Source organism: Pedobacter terrestris (assembly GCF_052343045.1).
Classification (GTDB): domain Bacteria; phylum Bacteroidota; class Bacteroidia; order Sphingobacteriales; family Sphingobacteriaceae; genus Pedobacter.
The window spans coordinates 4,423,926-4,440,043 of the sequence record NZ_CP180264.1 but is presented as its reverse complement, the minus strand read 5'-3'; the positions used below and the strand labels follow the sequence as shown (position 1 = coordinate 4,440,043).

Genomic DNA, 16,118 nt, shown 5'->3' with positions numbered 1-16,118 from the left:
ATAATCAATTTTCATATATTTACGCTATGCAAAACCAATCTCCGTTAGCAGAAAGAATGCGCCCTCAAAATCTTGATGAATATGTTGGACAGAAACATTTGGTGGGCCAGGGAGCAGTTTTAAGAAAAGCAATAGAAAGCAGCCAATTGCCATCAATGATATTTTGGGGGCCGCCCGGTGTTGGTAAAACAACTTTAGCCTACATTATTTCACAAGCACTTGATCGTCCATTTTTTAATTTAAGCGCGATTAACAGTGGCGTTAAAGATGTACGCGAGGTGATTGATAAAGCTGCGCAGCTTAAAGATGGTTTTTTGGGCATGCCCATTTTATTTATTGATGAAATCCACCGCTTTAGCAAATCGCAGCAAGATAGTTTGCTGGGCGCTGTAGAACGCGGATTGGTTACTTTAATTGGTGCAACTACAGAAAATCCATCGTTCGAAGTGATATCCGCTTTACTATCCAGGTGCCAGGTGTATATTTTAAAATCGCTTACAGAAGATGAACTGGTTGGTTTGTTGAATACCGCCATCAAGAAAGACCAGCTTCTTCAGCAGAAACAAATTACCATCAAAGAGCATGAAGCTTTAATCCGTTTGTCTGGCGGCGATGCACGTAAACTGCTTAATGTGCTCGAAATTGCAATTAACGGAATTGGTGGGGATAAAGTAATACTATCGAACGAAAGTGTGCTGGCGCATGCACAGCAAAACCTTGCCATGTACGATAAAGCTGGCGAGCAGCATTACGATATTATTTCGGCATTCATCAAATCCATTCGCGGCAGCGATCCAAATGCGGCCGTGTATTGGTTGGCCAGGATGATCGAAGGTGGAGAAGATCCGCTTTTTATTGCCCGGCGCTTACTGATTTTAGCTTCGGAAGATATCGGAAATGCCAATCCAAATGCGTTATTGCTGGCCAACAATTGCTTCTCTGCGGTAAATGTAATTGGTTACCCGGAAGCCCGGATTATTTTATCGCAATGTGTAACCTATCTGGCAAGTTCTGCAAAAAGCAATGCAGCATATGAGGCGATCAATAAGGCACAATCTTTAGTTAAACAAACTGGCGATTTACCTGTCCCGTTGCACATTAGAAATGCACCAACCAAGCTGATGAAAAATATTGGTTATGGTAAAGATTATCAATATTCACACGGATATGAAGGGAACTTTTCTCCTCAGGAATATTTTCCGGATCAATTGAGCGGTACCAAGCTTTACGATCCGGGCAAAAATGCCGCTGAGGAGAAACTACGCGAAAAACTGAGGCAAAACTGGAAAGATAAATATAATTATTAGTGTAACTTTTCTGGCCAAATCGTATCTTACAACCAACAGACATCTATTAACTAAATCACTATGCTGAAAATTTTTTTAAGCCACCAATGGAGATCATTCTGGCGTTCACGAAATCGCGGCAGCAGCATTGCCGGACAAATTGTGCTCGGCTTTTTTATGCTCTACTTTTTTGCACTAGCGCTTCTGGCCGGATTCGGAATGTCTTATATCTTAAAAGAGATTTTCCCGAAACAAACACCAATACAGAGTTTTAACGGTATTATTTTGTATTATTTCGCGCTCGATTTTATCATGAGGTTGCAGCTTCAAGAATTGCCAACGCTTAGTATTGTGCCGTATTTGCACCTTAAAATCTCCAGAAATCAGATCATAAAATTCCTCAATGTAAAGGCACTTTTTTCTGCTTTTAACCTTTGGCCGTTTTTTATTTTCCTGCCTTTTATATTTATTAAAATTTTTCCGCAATTCGGAGCCTTCACTGGTTTAATGTATATCGTCTCAATATTTTCGCTAAGTATATTTTGCAATTATCTTGCACTTTATATAAAACGTAAATCGATTACAAATGTATGGTATACAATCACCGGACTTGCTATTTTTGGTCTTTTTGCTGCACTGGAATATTTCAAAATTATTTCCGTTATGGCCGGTTCAAATGCAGTTTTCAGCCAGATTGCCGCGCATCCATATTTAGGGTTTGCTTTTACGCTTGCAGCCGCTATTATATTTTTTATCAACGCTAACTTTTTGCGGAAAAACCTGTATACAGAAGAACTGGGCAGCAAAAGTGAAACCAAAGCGAGTACAGATTACGCATTTTTAAATCGTTTTGGGCGTGTTGGCGAACTCGCTGCGCTTGAACTGAAACTGATTTTGAGGCACAAAAGGCCACGTTCATCTGTAATTATGGGTTTTCTTTTCCTTTTTTATGGTTTTTTGTTTTACAAACAAAAGGCGCTTCTTGCAGATGCATTTGGACAGATGATGTTTGGTGCGATTTTCATGACCGGAATTTCGGTAATTATTTACGGACAGTTCATGTTCGCTTGGCAAAGTGCGCATTTTGATGGTATTCTGGCCAACAAAATCAATGCTAAAGAATTTATAAAAGCTAAGTTTTTACTCTTTACAATTAGTTGTACCATTATTACCTTACTCGCCAGCTTTTATGGGTTTTTAAGTCCGAAGTTGTTGCTGTTGCATCTTGCGGCATATCTGTATAATATTGGTTTTGGAACAGTCGTCGTTTTATACCTGGCTACTTTAAATTACAAAAGACTGGATATAAGCAAAGCCGCAAGTTTCAATTATCAGGGAACAGGCGCTACGCAATGGTTGCTTATGTTCCCTTACGCATTAACTCCAATTCTGCTGTATGTGCCATTTGGCATGATGGATAAACCATATTTGGGTTTGGCCATTGTTTCTGTATTTGGCTTAATTATGCTTTTAATGCGTAATTTCTGGGTAAACTACATCACCAAAAGATTTGAATTACAACGATATAAAATAGCCGAAGGCTTTAGAGAATAATTATGATTTTAGAAGTAAAAAATTTGAAAAAGGTTTACGGCGATAAAACAGTTGTAAACATAGAACATGTAGAAATTGTGCCGGGCGAAACTATTGGTTTGGTCGGAAATAATGGCGCCGGAAAAACTACTTTTTTTAGAATGCTATTGGATTTGATTCGCCCTTCAGAAGGTGAAGTATTATCCAAAGGCGAAAATGTAATGAAAAACGATAACTGGAAAAACTATACCGCGTCTTTTCTGGATGAAGGTTTTCTGATTGATTATCTTACACCTGAAGAATATTTCACCTTTATTGGCAGTTTGCACAATTTAAGTGTTGCCGATGTGAGCAATTATCTGCTGCAATACACAGAGTTTTTCAATAACGAAATTCTAAACAGCGGAAAATACATTCGCGATTTTAGTAAAGGAAATCAAAATAAAGTGGGTATTGCCGCCGCATTGATGCAAAATCCGGAAATACTGATTCTTGATGAACCTTTTGCCAATCTGGATCCAACCACTCAAATCCGCTTGAAAAAGCTGTTAAAAGAACAAATTGGAATGACAACATTTATTTCCAGTCATGATTTGAACCACGTAACAGATGTATGCAATCGCATTATTCTGGTAGAAAAAGGACAAATTATTAAAGATTTTAAAACTGATGAAAATACTCTCAAAGAGTTAGAAAGCTATTTTTCGGCTTAGTTTGTACTAAGAATGATACATTAACGGAGATGCCTGTAAAAGCATCTCCGTTTTTTTATGCACTAATCGATTGAATTTTATTTTGAAAGTGATTAAAACGGGTAAAAGTTAAATTTTCTGAATTTTGGCATTGTGTTTGAAAGCGATGGAGAAGATTATTAACTACTAATATTATGAATATCTCGAAAGTAAGAATAGCGACATTAAGTATAGGATTGGCAATAGGTTCTATGGCGCTGCAAAGCTGCGATAGTTTAACTAAAACACAGAAAGGCGCAGGTATTGGTGCGGCTGCCGGAGGTGTTGTAGGAGCCTTAATTGGTAAAAAAGCAGGGAATACCGCTGTTGGCGCTTTAATTGGAGGTGCTATTGGTGGTACCGCAGGTGCATTCATCGGTAGAAGAATGGACAGGCAGGCAGCAGAAATTCAGAAAGCCATTCCAAATGCAGAAGTGATTCGCGAGGGTGAAGGGATCATTGTAAAATTTGATAGTGGTATTTTGTTTGATTTTGATAAAACAGCCTTAAAGGATGCAGCTAAAACCAATGTGCAAAGTCTTGCTGCTTCATTAAATCAATATCCGGATACGGATATTAAAATTATCGGGCATACCGACAATAAAGGTACAGAAGTATACAATCAAGGTTTATCAGAGCGCAGAGCTGCCGCTGTAAAAGCATATGCAGTTTCTCAAGGTGTACCATCATCAAGATTGGTGACCATTGGTAAAGGATTTGCAGAACCAATTGCAGATAATACTACAGAAGATGGAAGAGCCCAAAACCGTCGTGTAGAAATTGTGATCGTTGCCAACGATCAATTGAAAGCAACTGCAGAAAAACAAGGTTAACATTTGCATCTACCTTCTTAACAGAAGACAAACATACCTTCAGCCCTAATGTGCCTAACATTAGGGCTTTTTTACTCTTAAGATTTAAGAATAAATATCTTCAAAATAGCCAACTATTAAAGATTTCATCAGCATTTCCTGCTCCAGCATGGTGTAAGGCGGAAGCGGTTTTACCAGTTTCCAATGTGGCCAGCCATCCTGATCTAAACCTTCAAGTTCATAAAATCCCATCTCACTTAAAAGTCTGCACGTTGCAATATGCATCAGTTCTTCTTTTTGGCGTTTGCTGAATTTTATGCCGCCCTTTCCCAGTTCCTGTACGCCGATTAAAAAAAGTATCACTTTTAAATCTGGCGTATCAGAATCAAATTCTTCAGAAATTTTTATCTGAAGCGCTTTCCATTTCGCATTAATCTCTGCTGGTTTCATAATTGCAAAGATAGTGTAAAAAAGGAATGCAGAACCGCTTAAAAGGTTTGGACTTTGTCATTAAGCTGAAAGCAGAATTGTATTTTTGGCTATGAGCACAATAGCAGATCAAGTTTTTAATGTAGGGCTTTTAGCCTATGGTATGTCTGGAAAAGTATTTCACGCGCCTTTTTTTCAGGCCAATGCCGGTTTTAATTTATATGCGGTTACCGAAAGGAATACCAAGAAAGCCAATGAAGTTTATCCTCAAGTGATCAGCTACAATACCATAGTTGATTTACTTGCAGATACGAAAATCGATCTGGTTGTAATCAATACGCCCAACAATCTTCACTTTGAACATGCAAAAGCCGCATTACAGAGCGGCAAACATATTTTGGTCGAAAAGCCATTTGTTGCAAACGTCGCTCAGGCAAAGGAACTGTTCGCCTTGGCAGATAATTTGGGTAAACAGATTTTTTTCTATCAAAACCGGAGATGGGATAGTGATTTCCTTGCGGTGAAGAAAATTCTTCAGGAGAAAAAACTTGGTAAACTGGTAGAAATGCATGTGCGTTACGATCGGTATAGAAATGTAATCGGGCCGAAAGCTTTTAAAGAGCAAGCAATTGAAGCCAGCGGTTTATTGTACGATTTGGGTCCGCATTTATTGGATCAGGTAATTTCTCTATTCGGTAAACCACTACATTTTACTAAAACCACTACAAAAAATAGAAAAGGAACCTTAGTTGATGATTATTTTAGCATTCAACTTAACTTTCCGGATGATATTACGGTATTTGTAACCGCAACCATGCTTTCATTAAATCCTCAGCCTGCATTTGTATTACACGGAACAGAAGGAAGTTTAATTAAACCACGTGCAGATGTTCAGGAAGAACAACTTCTTGGCGGAATGAAAATTGGCGATTCAGGTTATGGTGTTGAAGCCCAGGGAATGCAAGGGAAGCTAACGACAATCTCTGAAAATGGAACCATTAAAACGGAAGACGTCTATTCACAAATAGGAACATATACCCCACTTTTCGATGCCATTTATGCAACATTAGTTGGCCGTAAGCCTTACCCGGTAACGCGTGATCAGGTCTTAACTCAACTGGAAATTATCGAATCCTGATTTTTGAAAATACATTGTGCTTATTAGCATTGCAAATATTCTCTCTAGCCATCTCATATATGAATAGCCTGCCATTAGCTTACCTGATCCCGATTGCCATTTTAACAATCTATTTTATTGTTAAAAAAAAGAAACCGGAAATTGAGCCATTAACCGAAACCGATCGAAAAATTCTGGATGATTATGTATCGTTTTACCACAATCTGGATTCTACAGACAAACTTAGGTTTGAACAAAAAATTGCGGCCTTTTTTAATCAGGTGCGCATAGAAGGTGTTGGTTTGGATATGACCACACTTGATGAATTACTGATTGCATCAAGCGCTGTAATTCCGATTTTTGGATTTGACGATTGGCAATATCAGAATCTAAGCAGCGTTTTACTTTATCCGGATACCTTTAATAAAGACTTCCAATTTGAAGGTGGCGAACGCAACATTATGGGTATGGTTGGTACGGGTTATATGAACGGACAGATGATTTTATCCAGATCTGCATTGCGACATGGTTTTTCTAAAAGTGCCGGAAAAGAAAATACCGCCATTCACGAATTTGTACATCTTTTAGATAAATCTGATGGCGCTACAGATGGCATTCCTGAAAATTTAATCGCCCATGAATATACTTTGCCTTGGGTGAAAATGATGCATGCAGAAATGCAGAAAATTGAAGAAAATAAATCTGACATTAATCCTTACGCAATAACAAACGAGGCCGAATTTTTTGCCGTGGTTTCTGAGTATTTCTTTGAACGCCCTGATTTACTTAAAGAAAAACATCCCGATTTATACCATCAGCTGAGCCGGATTTTTGCTCAGCAACCGGCAGGTTAAATGCATAAAACAATGAACGCATTAAAAAGTACCGTTCTTTCTATTTTGATTTTGGCGGGTGTAAATAGCTTTGCACAAAAAACGTTTCACCTTAAACAAAATTTTCCCATCGGGAAAAAATACGATTTCAGTATTGTTTCTGATCAGATTATCACACAAAAGGTTGGTGGGCAAACCATGAATATGAATCAGAATATCGGGACGGATTATACCTTCAATGTCAAAAATGGCGACGATCGACTTAAAGATGTCGAAGTTATTTACAACCGCATGTTTATGAAATCTTCTACCATGGGAAATACCATGAATGTAGATTCTAATGATTCTGATACCACAAAAAATAATCCGCTGCGCGGCTTAACAAACGCCGGTTTTACGATGTCATTAACGCCAAACGGAGAAGTAAAAACTGTTGTTGGTGTAGATAAAATGATTAGTGATATTGCTTTCCGGTCCTCAAAAGATTCTGTTGCCGTAAAGCAGATAAAAGCAACTTTAAGTCAGCAGTTTAATGCAGAATCTATGCGGCACACTATGGAAACGTCTTTGAAAATTTATCCGGAAAAGGCCATTAAAATTGGCGAAAGTTGGGTTATTAATTCAAAAATGCAAATTTCTATGCCTATTGAAACCATCACAACCTATACACTTACGGAAGTGAAAGACGGTATTGCTTATCTGGATTTACGCGGCACACTCGTATCAAAAGGTTCGTTTAAAAATATGGGCAACGAAATTCAATCGGATTTGTCAGGAACAAATATTGGCGATGCAGAATTGGATCTGGCAACAGGTTTTATTCTTAAAAGCCACAGCAGAGTAGATTTAACCGGAACGATGCAAACTGCCGGGCAAACCATAGAATTTGAAATGCAGGGAATTAATAGAATAGAAGGAAAAGAAATTAAATAATTGCTAAAAATGCTCAGATATATCTCTGCAGACTGGATTTTTCCGGTACGCACTTCCCCCATTCAAAACGGCGTTATCGCTGTTGATTCTGAAGGTGTGATTAAAGAAGTTTTAACGGAAGATGAAGCGTTCGCACTCGATCTTGACATTCAAAAACATAGCGGTGCAATTGTTCCGGGTTTTGTAAATACCCATTGCCATCTGGAACTTTCGCACATGTTGCATAAAATTCCTGAACATACAGGTTTGGTAGAATTTGTGCAGCAAATTATTAAGAACAGACAAAGCGAGACAGATGAAGTGCTGCAAGCAATGCAACTTGCCGATACAAAAATGGCCGAAAATGGTATTGTTGCTGTTGGCGATATTTCCAATCAGATTGTATCCAGACAGATAAAACTATCGAGTAAAATCTATTACCATACTTTTGTAGAAGCAATGGGTTTTAATCCCGATCGGGCAGATGCTATTATGGATTTTGCCCTGAGCACCAAAAAACAATTTGCGCCTTTGCCTGCGGCTGTTGTGCCGCATGCGCCTTATTCTGTATCCGTACCGTTATTGCAAAAAATTGCCAATGTAGCCCGGCAAGGAAACGAAATTATCAGTATTCATAATCAGGAAACGAATGATGAAAATGATTTTTTCCTGAGTAAAACAGGCGGGTTTTTAAAGTTATATGATTTTTTAGGTTTAGATATTTCGTTTTTCACCCCATCAGGAAAAACCTCGTTACAAACCTGGTTGCCAAATATCCCCAATCAGAAAATTTTGATGGTGCACAATACAGTAACCGCAAAAGAAGATCTGGAATTTGCCGCACAAAATAAACAGCAACTGTATTGGTGTTTGTGCCCGCAGGCAAATTTGTATATAGAAAATTGCTTACCAGATGTAGATTTGATGCGTAAAGAAAAATTAAAAATCACTTTGGGTACAGATAGTTTGGCCAGCAACAGTCAGTTGAATATTTTGGCAGAAATGCAGACTTTACAAGTGCATAAAAAAATTCCTTTTACCGATTTGTTGCAATGGGCAACATGGAATGGTGCCGAATTTTTGGAGAAAGATGATGTTTTTGGTTCAATAGAAATTGGTAAAAAGCCCGGGTTGAACTTAATTCAGCTGTCAGATGATTTTACAATTGTGGGCGATCTGGTAGAAAAGCTGTGTTGATTATACAATTAAATACCTATGAATCCGATTTGCAAATTATTCGATATTGAATTTCCGATTATTCAGGCTGGAATGGTTTGGTGCAGTGGCTGGCGTTTGGCGGCGTCGGTTTCAAATGCCGGCGGATTGGGAATTATCGGCGCTGGTTCGATGTATCCGGAAGTTCTGCGCAGACACATCCAAAAATACAAAGCACATTCACAAAAACCTTTTGCCGTAAATATTCCATTGCTCTATCCAAATATTCAGGAAGTGATGGATGTTGTGGTTACAGAAGGCGTTAAAATTGTTTTTACTTCTGCCGGAAATCCGGATACGTGGACAGCTCATTTAAAAGCCAATGGAATTTTGGTTGTACACGTTATTGCAAATTCTAAATTTGCGTTGAAAGCCCAGGCAGCCGGGGTTGACGCCATTGTAGCAGAAGGTTTTGAAGCCGGCGGGCACAATGGAAGAGAAGAAACAACAACCATGTGTTTAATTCCGTTGATCAAAGATGTTGTTCGCATTCCTGTAATCGCTGCTGGCGGAATTGCCGATGGAAGGGCCATGCTGGCTGCGTTTGCGCTCGGCGCAGATGCCGTTCAGGTAGGTTCTGCTTTCGCTGTTGCAGAAGAATCCTCTGCTCATTCAAATTTTAAATCTAAAATTATAAATGCTGCAGAAGGCGATACACGTTTGGCAATGAAAAAACTGGTACCAGTAAGGCTTCTGAAAAATGATTTTGCAGATGCCGTGTCTAATGCAGAGGCAAACGGCGCAAACCGCCAGGAATTGATTGATCTTCTTGGTCGCGCACGCGCCAAACTCGGTATGTTTGAAGGTGATATCGAAAATGGCGAACTCGAAATTGGACAAGTTGCCACAGTTTTAAATAAAATAAAACCAGCGAAAGAAATTCTTGATGAAATTTGGGCAGGGTTTTTACAAGAGAAAAGCCGTTTGGCAAGCCTTTTCAGTTAGAATGCCGAACAAATCAATATACTGATTTTGTTCAGCGGATTAATGCCTCATCTTTTTACCTTTGTAACATAAAAAAACTTATGGGTAGTAATATTAAGCATCTCAATATCGTAGTTACAGGTAAAGTTCAAGGCGTGTTTTTTCGTGCAAGTACAAAGGCCGTTGCAGATCAAATGGGCGTTAAAGGTTATGTGAAAAACCAGAAAGATGGTTCCGTTCTTATAGAAGCCGAAGCTGGTGCAACCACAATCGATATGTTTTTAGAATGGTGCAATGAAGGCCCGGAGAAAGCCGTTGTAGAGGCTGTGCAGGTTACAGAAAGCGACCTGAAAAATTTCACCAATTTTGAGGTAGTTAAGAAAAACCTGTTGTGGTAATCGCTGGTCAGGCCACCCTATTTTTAAAAATCAATCATGTCTGTATATAAAAAATTCTTGGGGCAAACTATGGTTTACGGTATCAGTACCGTATTTTCCAGATTGTTCAATTTTATTTTAACGCCCATTTACACAGGTGTGTACAAAAAAGGTGTGTATGGTATTTTCACCAATATGTATGCCAATGCATCCTTAATTAATGCCGTTCTGGCTTTTGGAATGGAAAGTACTTATTTCAGGTATCTGAATAAGTTTGAAGATCGGAAACAACAGGTTTACAACAATTCTTTTTTGTGTATTGCTTTTATCTCCACACTTTTTCTCCTAACAGGATTAACGTTTTCCAGCTCAATTGCGGCGTATCTGGCTACAAAACCGGCAGAAATAATGGATTACAAAAAGTATGTGAGTTTTTTTCTCTGGATACTTTTTGTTGATGCAATATGTGTTATTCCTTTTGCAAAACTCCGTGCAGATGGCCGTCCTTTTAAATACAGCGTTGCAAAATTTTTAAACATTGGCTGTTTTGTAGGTTTCAATTTGTTTTTCATTTTTGCGGTTCCGGCGGTAATTAAACACCATTGGATTGGTGCAGAATGGCTCTCTGGCTGGTACCGCTACCAGTGGATTGGTTATGTGTTTCTGGCCAATTTAATTGCATCAATCGTTACATTACTTTATTTATTGCCAGAGTTTTTAAAATTGCAATTGCGGTTCGATCGGAAACTTTTTGGAGATATGTTTTCATACAGCTGGCCAATTCTTGTTGCCAATTTATCCTTTATTGTAAATGAGAACCTCGATAAAATTGTACTTCAGAAATTGCTTCCGGTGGATATCGCCAATGGCGAAGTCGGAATTTATGGTGCAGTTTGTAAAATTGCCATATTCCTCAGCATATTTATAACTGCATTCCGACTTGGCGCAGAACCTTTCTTTTTTAGTCACGCAAAAGAGAAAAATGCAAGAAATATATATGCAGATATTTTAAAATACTTTGTTATTGCACTTTCAGTGCTGTTTATTGCCATTATTGCCAATATCGAAATTCTTAAATATTTTATTCGTAACGAAGAATACTGGGTAGGTTTGCCTGCAGTTCCGTATTTGTTGCTGGGTTATGTTTGCCTGGGTATTTATATGAATTTATCTATTTGGTATCGCCTTTCAGATCAAACGCGTTTTGGTTTATATATTTCTGTTGCAGGCGCATTCATAACCATTGTGCTCAACTTTGTTCTAATTCCGAAATACAGTTATATGGGGTCTGCTTGGGTAAGTATGATGGCTTATTTTGTGATGATGATCTTATCGTACGTTTTGGGTCAAAAATATTATCCAATACCTTATAATTTGAAGAAAATCTTGGCTTATTTAATTATATCCACAGTTATTGTTTTTGCTTCTTTCTTCGTTTTTCATCGCAATATTTACGTCGGAAATGCGCTATTGATTGCATTTATCGCCGGCATTGTTTATTTTGAGAAGAATGATCTGAAAAGAATGATGAAACGTTAGATCCGAAACTGTAACCTTCTCCTTATTTTAAAATGCAAATGGATATCAAAATTATCAATACATCAGAACACGCGCTTCCAAAGTATGAAACAGAACATGCTGCCGGGATGGATTTGCGGGCCGCTCTGGCAGAAGCTATAACGCTTAAACCACTTCAACGTGCGCTCATTCCAACAGGTTTATACATAGAACTGCCTGTAGGTTTTGAAGCACAAATTAGACCAAGAAGCGGATTGGCCTACAAACACGGTATTGGAATTGTAAATGCACCGGGTACAATAGATGCAGATTATCGCGGAGAGATTAAAGTTTTACTCGTAAACTTATCAGATACAGAATTTACCGTTCAAAATGGCGAGCGCATTGCGCAAATGGTCGTTGCAAAGCACGAAACGGTAAACTGGTTGCCTGTAGAAGAACTTTCGGAAACAGCAAGAGGTGAAGGTGGTTACGGCCATACCGGAAAAGCTTAAAACAAATAAATACCAACCGGATTTTACAGATGCTAAAAAAACTATTTTTCTTTGCCTCCATAGCCTGTTCAACACAGGCGTTTGCACAGGAGCCAGTTTTAACCACAAACAATCGCGATAGCAATATGGTTAAATTCTTGTTTTTTACAGGTTTGCGGGAAAAACTGAATGAAAATTATGTAATGGCATCAAGCAACTTTACAAAAGTAATTGGTGTAGATCCTAAAAATCACGCTGCTTATTTTGAACTTGCCAATTCAGATTTTAAACAAGATAAACTGGCAGAGGCCGAAATAAATATAAAAAAAGCGGTTGCTTTAAACGCAGAGAACGTTTGGTATTGGAGGTTATTGAGCGAGATTTACAAACGCGGCAACAGAATGCCAGAATTGATTGGTGTTTTTGATCAGTTAATTCACATAGATCCTGAAAATGATGCTTATTATTTTGATAAAGCCAATGCGTTTTATTTGTCTGGCAAAGCCGATTCATCAAAATTTGTTTACAACCAGATTGAACAGAAATTTGGCAATTCGCGCGATTTGGAAAATGCACGCAAAAGATTTCAGCAAGTAGAAACTAAATCAGAAAGTGATATAATAAAGTTGCTTGAAGGTAACCAGGCCGATAGCAAAAATTACTTGTATGCTGCCGGTTTGCTGCTTCAAAAAGGAAATATTGTTGAAGCCTCGAAAGTACTCATTAAAGCGCAGCAACTTTCTCCGGATGATTTTGAAGTTAACCTGGCTTTGGCAGACGTTTACCGCCGGCAGAAGAATGACGAAGCTGCATTTGCCGCACTTAAACAAGCTTTTAAAAGTGCAGAAATGCCTCTTACAGAAAAAATTAAAATTGTTATCGCCATGTTTCCTGCAATTAATTCGCCGGTGGTTGCCACCAATCTGAATGAAATGACTAGAATGATGGCAGAATCGAATCCGGAGGCAGCAAAAGCTCAGGCACTCTATGGTGACGTGCTGTATCAACAAAACAATCTCAGCCTGGCACTTGAACAATATCAAAAAGCATTGAAGTTGGACGACCAGGTGTATGCGGTTTGGGAACAAACTATAAATCTCCAAACTTTGATGGGAAAATATGCCGAAGCCATTAAATTGTCTGATGAAGCGCTAACCCTTTACCCAAACCAGGCCAGTCTATATTATTATTCTGCCTATGCACTTTTTAAAAGTGGCAAAGCCGATGCTGCTCTGGCTAATCTGAAACTTGCATTGCAGCTGGATACGGAGAATAAAGCTTTACAAACACAGATTTTTGCACTTCAAGGCGATATTTATATCAATCAGAATAATTTTAATCAAGCGAAAGTTTGCTTCGAAAAAGCATTAGTGCTTGAGCCGCAAAATTATCTGATCATGAATAACTATGCGTATTATCTCGCCTTGCGAAATGACGATTTAGTGAAAGCAGCCGCGTATGCCAAATTGGCCGCAGAAGCTATGCCGGATAATCCTTCTGTTGCAGATACCTATGCTTTTATTTTATTTAAACAGCAGAAATATGATTTGGCGCAGCAATGGATAGAGAAAGCACTCCAAAACAATACCAATAAGGATGGTGTTTACCTCGAACGTTACGGAGATATTTTATATTTCAAAGGAGATAAAGATGGTGCTGTAATCCAGTGGATAAAGGCTAAATCTGCCGGCAATGGATCTGATGTTTTAATTAAGAAAATCAATGAAAAGAAATACATTAAATAGTCTGTTCCTTATTGCATCAATTGTGCTGATTTCGGCATGTAAATCAAAAAAAGAAATTGTTGTTGCGCCAAAGGCTCCGCTAGAAACCGAGGTAGACCGTACAAAAGCAGAAATGCTGGCCAAGATTAGCGCCAAACAACTTAAATTTAACACACTTGCTTTAAAGGCTAAAGCCAGTTTAGATATTGCCGGAAAATCTAATGATGTAACCATGAATTTTCGGATTAAAGATAAAGAAGTGATTTGGGTAAGCATTACCGCTTTGGGCGGAATGGCAGAAGTTGCGCGCGCTTTGATTACACCCGATAGTGTAAAAATTATCAATCGCTTTCAAAGTCAATATGTAAATCAGCCCTTTAGTTACTTATATAGGTATGCCAATAAACAACTTACATTTAATACTTTACAGGCAATTTTGGTGGGCAATGCGAGTGAAGATTTACTTAATGCGCAATCTAAACTGAATTCACAAAGTGGTGGTACTGAACTTTCAGGCAGAAAAGGCGATCTGGATTATCGCTTGTTGTTTAATACATTACTAAAAGTTTCTGAAACCAATCTAAGCGACAGCAGAAACGGTCAGTCTGTAAAAGTAAATTATACCGATTACCAGAAATTGAATGATTCACTTTTTCCAAGTGCATTAGAAATAAACACTTTATCTAAAGGGAAAACGATTAATATTATTCTTCAGTTTACGAAAATTGATGGCAATGTTCCGTTAGAATTTCCGTTTACAGTACCAAAAAGGTTTACTGAGGTAAATTAGCTATAGCAACACTTCACTATGTTTATGATGAAGAATAAGTGAAGAACATTTCATCAATGGCTGCTATACCCTGAGTATCTCACTTTTAATATTTTTTACTACACATTTTTTTATACTTTTGGCTTAATGAAGCTACACAAACTCGTATTTATCCTGTTTTTTAGTGTAATTGCCTTTTCGGCTAGGGCACAAACCGAAAATGAATTGCGCAGAAAAAAGGAAGCAATTCAACGTGAAATTGAGCAGCTGCAGAAGAATTTGAATAAAGCTGCCAGCGGTAAAAAGCTCACTTTACAGCAAATTAATACCATTAATGCGCAAATCAGGCTCCGTCAGGATAAGATTGGAACCATCAACTCAGAAATAAAAAATCTGGATAACCAAATCTCTCAGAATACCAATACCGTACATACATTACAAGGTCAGCTGGGCGATCTTAAAAAAGAATACGCCGCAATGATCCGTTTTGCACAACGCAATAGAAATGCATACGATAAAATGATGTTTATTTTTGCGGCTAAAGATTTTAACCAGGCATATAAAAGGATTAAATATCTGCAACAGTTTAGCCAATACCGCAAAAAACAGGCAGGTTATATAGAAACCACGCAGCAAGATCTGAATGGTAAAATTAAGGTTTTGGATAAAACCCTTAAAGAAAAGAGCGATTTACTTAAAGAGCAAGAGCGCGAAAGGAATAAGTTGGGTAAAGATAAAAGCGAGCAATCTTCTGCATTAAATAAATTGAGTAAACAAGAAAAGCAGTTTAAGCAAGATATTGCTTCGAAGAAAAAACAACAGGCACAGATCGATCGCGCAATTAAGCTGGCCATTCAGCGTGCCATTGAAGAAGCAAGAAGAAAAGCCGCTGAGGAAGCGCGTAGAAAAGCTGCTGAAGAAGCCAGATTAGCTGCTGCTGCTGCGGCAAAAGCAAAGGCAGAAAATCGGCCAGTGCCTACAGCAACGCCAACTGCACCAGTACGGGAGAAAACCACTAGCGAATTGCTTACCGCAACGCCAGAAGCAGCAAAATTATCTGCTGGGTTTGAAAACAACAGAGGCCGCTTACCATGGCCGGTTGCCACCGGAACCATAACCGAAAGATATGGTTTGCACAAAGTGGATCTGGCGTCTTATACCAATGATGGTGTAGATATTACCACCTCAAACGGAGCTGCAGTTAGAGCTGTGTTTGCAGGTAAAGTTTTGACCGTACAATATATACAGGGCAGAGGCGTGGTAATTATTATGCATGGTGAATATATTACAGTTTATCAAAACCTGAAAGATATAAAAGTTTCTACCGGAAGTGATGTAGATACAAAAGAAGTTATTGGTGCTGTAGCCAATACCGGTGATGATGCCGTATTAAAATTCCAGATTAGAAGGGGGCAAGCAACCTTAAACCCTGAGGCCTGGATCAGTAAATAAACCCATAGACAGT

16 protein-coding genes are annotated in these 16,118 nt (G+C 38.4%); 15 read left to right on the top strand and 1 reads right to left on the bottom strand.

From position 1 onward, the window contains the following. Positions 1–26: 26 nt before the first annotated feature. The 4 genes from ACJVDH_RS18980 to ACJVDH_RS18965 all read left to right on the top strand — a co-directional run bounded on the left by ACJVDH_RS18980 (position 27) and on the right by ACJVDH_RS18965 (position 4,383). Complete coding sequence (locus ACJVDH_RS18980; protein WP_443944973.1) at positions 27–1,307, top strand: replication-associated recombination protein A; 1,281 nt, start codon at positions 27–29, stop codon at positions 1,305–1,307. 60 nt (positions 1,308–1,367) lie between these two features. Then, the gene (locus tag ACJVDH_RS18975; protein ID WP_443944972.1) at positions 1,368–2,840 is read left to right on the top strand and encodes a DUF5687 family protein; all 1,473 of its coding nucleotides are present in this window, start codon (positions 1,368–1,370) and stop codon (positions 2,838–2,840) included. A 2-nt stretch (positions 2,841–2,842) separates the two neighbouring features. Then, complete coding sequence (locus tag ACJVDH_RS18970; protein ID WP_443944971.1) at positions 2,843–3,532, top strand: ABC transporter ATP-binding protein; 690 nt, start codon at positions 2,843–2,845, stop codon at positions 3,530–3,532. Positions 3,533–3,705: 173 nt separating this feature from the next. Then, positions 3,706–4,383, top strand: coding sequence for an OmpA family protein (locus ACJVDH_RS18965; RefSeq protein ID WP_443944970.1), 678 nt, complete (start codon positions 3,706–3,708; stop codon positions 4,381–4,383). An 84-nt stretch (positions 4,384–4,467) separates the two neighbouring features. Here the strand turns inward: ACJVDH_RS18965 and ACJVDH_RS18960 are convergent, their stop codons facing one another. Next, positions 4,468–4,812, bottom strand: a complete 345-nt coding sequence (locus ACJVDH_RS18960; protein WP_443944969.1) for a hypothetical protein — start codon at positions 4,810–4,812, stop codon at positions 4,468–4,470. 91 nt (positions 4,813–4,903) lie between these two features. Between ACJVDH_RS18960 and ACJVDH_RS18955 the strand changes: the two genes are divergently transcribed. From ACJVDH_RS18955 to ACJVDH_RS18905, 11 genes are all read left to right on the top strand, one after another. Then, positions 4,904–5,929: a Gfo/Idh/MocA family oxidoreductase gene (locus ACJVDH_RS18955; RefSeq protein ID WP_443944968.1), complete on the top strand. Its 1,026-nt coding sequence runs from the start codon at positions 4,904–4,906 to the stop codon at positions 5,927–5,929. Between the two features lie 59 nt (positions 5,930–5,988). Further along, positions 5,989–6,762 carry a zinc-dependent peptidase gene (locus ACJVDH_RS18950; protein ID WP_443944967.1) on the top strand — a complete coding sequence of 258 codons (774 nt, stop codon included), beginning with the start codon at positions 5,989–5,991 and terminating at the stop codon, positions 6,760–6,762. Between the two features lie 12 nt (positions 6,763–6,774). Further along, positions 6,775–7,674: a DUF6263 family protein gene (locus tag ACJVDH_RS18945; protein WP_443944966.1), complete on the top strand. Its 900-nt coding sequence runs from the start codon at positions 6,775–6,777 to the stop codon at positions 7,672–7,674. 9 nt (positions 7,675–7,683) lie between these two features. Then, complete coding sequence (locus tag ACJVDH_RS18940; protein ID WP_443944965.1) at positions 7,684–8,850, top strand: amidohydrolase family protein; 1,167 nt, start codon at positions 7,684–7,686, stop codon at positions 8,848–8,850. 18 nt (positions 8,851–8,868) lie between these two features. After that, positions 8,869–9,813: an NAD(P)H-dependent flavin oxidoreductase gene (locus ACJVDH_RS18935; protein ID WP_443944964.1), complete on the top strand. Its 945-nt coding sequence runs from the start codon at positions 8,869–8,871 to the stop codon at positions 9,811–9,813. A gap of 80 nt (positions 9,814–9,893) precedes the next feature. Next, on the top strand, positions 9,894–10,190 hold the full coding sequence (locus tag ACJVDH_RS18930) for an acylphosphatase (RefSeq protein WP_443944963.1): 297 nt from the start codon (positions 9,894–9,896) through the stop codon (positions 10,188–10,190). Positions 10,191–10,226: 36 nt separating this feature from the next. Further along, positions 10,227–11,708 carry an oligosaccharide flippase family protein gene (locus tag ACJVDH_RS18925; protein ID WP_443944962.1) on the top strand — a complete coding sequence of 494 codons (1,482 nt, stop codon included), beginning with the start codon at positions 10,227–10,229 and terminating at the stop codon, positions 11,706–11,708. Positions 11,709–11,746: 38 nt separating this feature from the next. After that, positions 11,747–12,181: a dUTP diphosphatase gene (gene dut, locus ACJVDH_RS18920; protein ID WP_443944961.1), complete on the top strand. Its 435-nt coding sequence runs from the start codon at positions 11,747–11,749 to the stop codon at positions 12,179–12,181. Positions 12,182–12,210: 29 nt separating this feature from the next. Next, positions 12,211–13,905 (top strand): tetratricopeptide repeat protein, encoded by a 1,695-nt coding sequence (locus ACJVDH_RS18915; protein ID WP_443944960.1) that lies wholly within the window; start codon positions 12,211–12,213, stop codon positions 13,903–13,905. Beyond that, the gene (locus ACJVDH_RS18910) at positions 13,883–14,674 is read left to right on the top strand and encodes a DUF4292 domain-containing protein (protein WP_443944959.1); all 792 of its coding nucleotides are present in this window, start codon (positions 13,883–13,885) and stop codon (positions 14,672–14,674) included. The genes ACJVDH_RS18915 and ACJVDH_RS18910 overlap by 23 nt, the downstream gene beginning before the upstream one ends. Positions 14,675–14,800: 126 nt before the next feature. After that, positions 14,801–16,105: a murein hydrolase activator EnvC family protein gene (locus ACJVDH_RS18905; protein WP_443944958.1), complete on the top strand. Its 1,305-nt coding sequence runs from the start codon at positions 14,801–14,803 to the stop codon at positions 16,103–16,105. Positions 16,106–16,118 lie beyond the last annotated feature (13 nt).

Bases quoted from the DNA above. Each gene is read 5' to 3' on its own strand.
- ACJVDH_RS18980 (WP_443944973.1), top strand. From the start codon at position 27: ATGCAAAACCAATCTCCGTTAGCAGAAAGAATGCGCCCTCAAAATCTT.
- ACJVDH_RS18975 (WP_443944972.1), top strand. From the start codon at position 1,368: ATGCTGAAAATTTTTTTAAGCCACCAATGGAGATCATTCTGGCGTTCA.
- ACJVDH_RS18970 (WP_443944971.1), top strand. From the start codon at position 2,843: ATGATTTTAGAAGTAAAAAATTTGAAAAAGGTTTACGGCGATAAAACA.
- ACJVDH_RS18965 (WP_443944970.1), top strand. From the start codon at position 3,706: ATGAATATCTCGAAAGTAAGAATAGCGACATTAAGTATAGGATTGGCA.
- ACJVDH_RS18960 (WP_443944969.1), bottom strand. From the start codon at position 4,812: ATGAAACCAGCAGAGATTAATGCGAAATGGAAAGCGCTTCAGATAAAA.
- ACJVDH_RS18955 (WP_443944968.1), top strand. From the start codon at position 4,904: ATGAGCACAATAGCAGATCAAGTTTTTAATGTAGGGCTTTTAGCCTAT.
- ACJVDH_RS18950 (WP_443944967.1), top strand. From the start codon at position 5,989: ATGAATAGCCTGCCATTAGCTTACCTGATCCCGATTGCCATTTTAACA.
- ACJVDH_RS18945 (WP_443944966.1), top strand. From the start codon at position 6,775: ATGAACGCATTAAAAAGTACCGTTCTTTCTATTTTGATTTTGGCGGGT.
- ACJVDH_RS18940 (WP_443944965.1), top strand. From the start codon at position 7,684: ATGCTCAGATATATCTCTGCAGACTGGATTTTTCCGGTACGCACTTCC.
- ACJVDH_RS18935 (WP_443944964.1), top strand. From the start codon at position 8,869: ATGAATCCGATTTGCAAATTATTCGATATTGAATTTCCGATTATTCAG.
- ACJVDH_RS18930 (WP_443944963.1), top strand. From the start codon at position 9,894: ATGGGTAGTAATATTAAGCATCTCAATATCGTAGTTACAGGTAAAGTT.
- ACJVDH_RS18925 (WP_443944962.1), top strand. From the start codon at position 10,227: ATGTCTGTATATAAAAAATTCTTGGGGCAAACTATGGTTTACGGTATC.
- dut (WP_443944961.1), top strand. From the start codon at position 11,747: ATGGATATCAAAATTATCAATACATCAGAACACGCGCTTCCAAAGTAT.
- ACJVDH_RS18915 (WP_443944960.1), top strand. From the start codon at position 12,211: ATGCTAAAAAAACTATTTTTCTTTGCCTCCATAGCCTGTTCAACACAG.
- ACJVDH_RS18910 (WP_443944959.1), top strand. From the start codon at position 13,883: ATGAAAAGAAATACATTAAATAGTCTGTTCCTTATTGCATCAATTGTG.
- ACJVDH_RS18905 (WP_443944958.1), top strand. From the start codon at position 14,801: ATGAAGCTACACAAACTCGTATTTATCCTGTTTTTTAGTGTAATTGCC.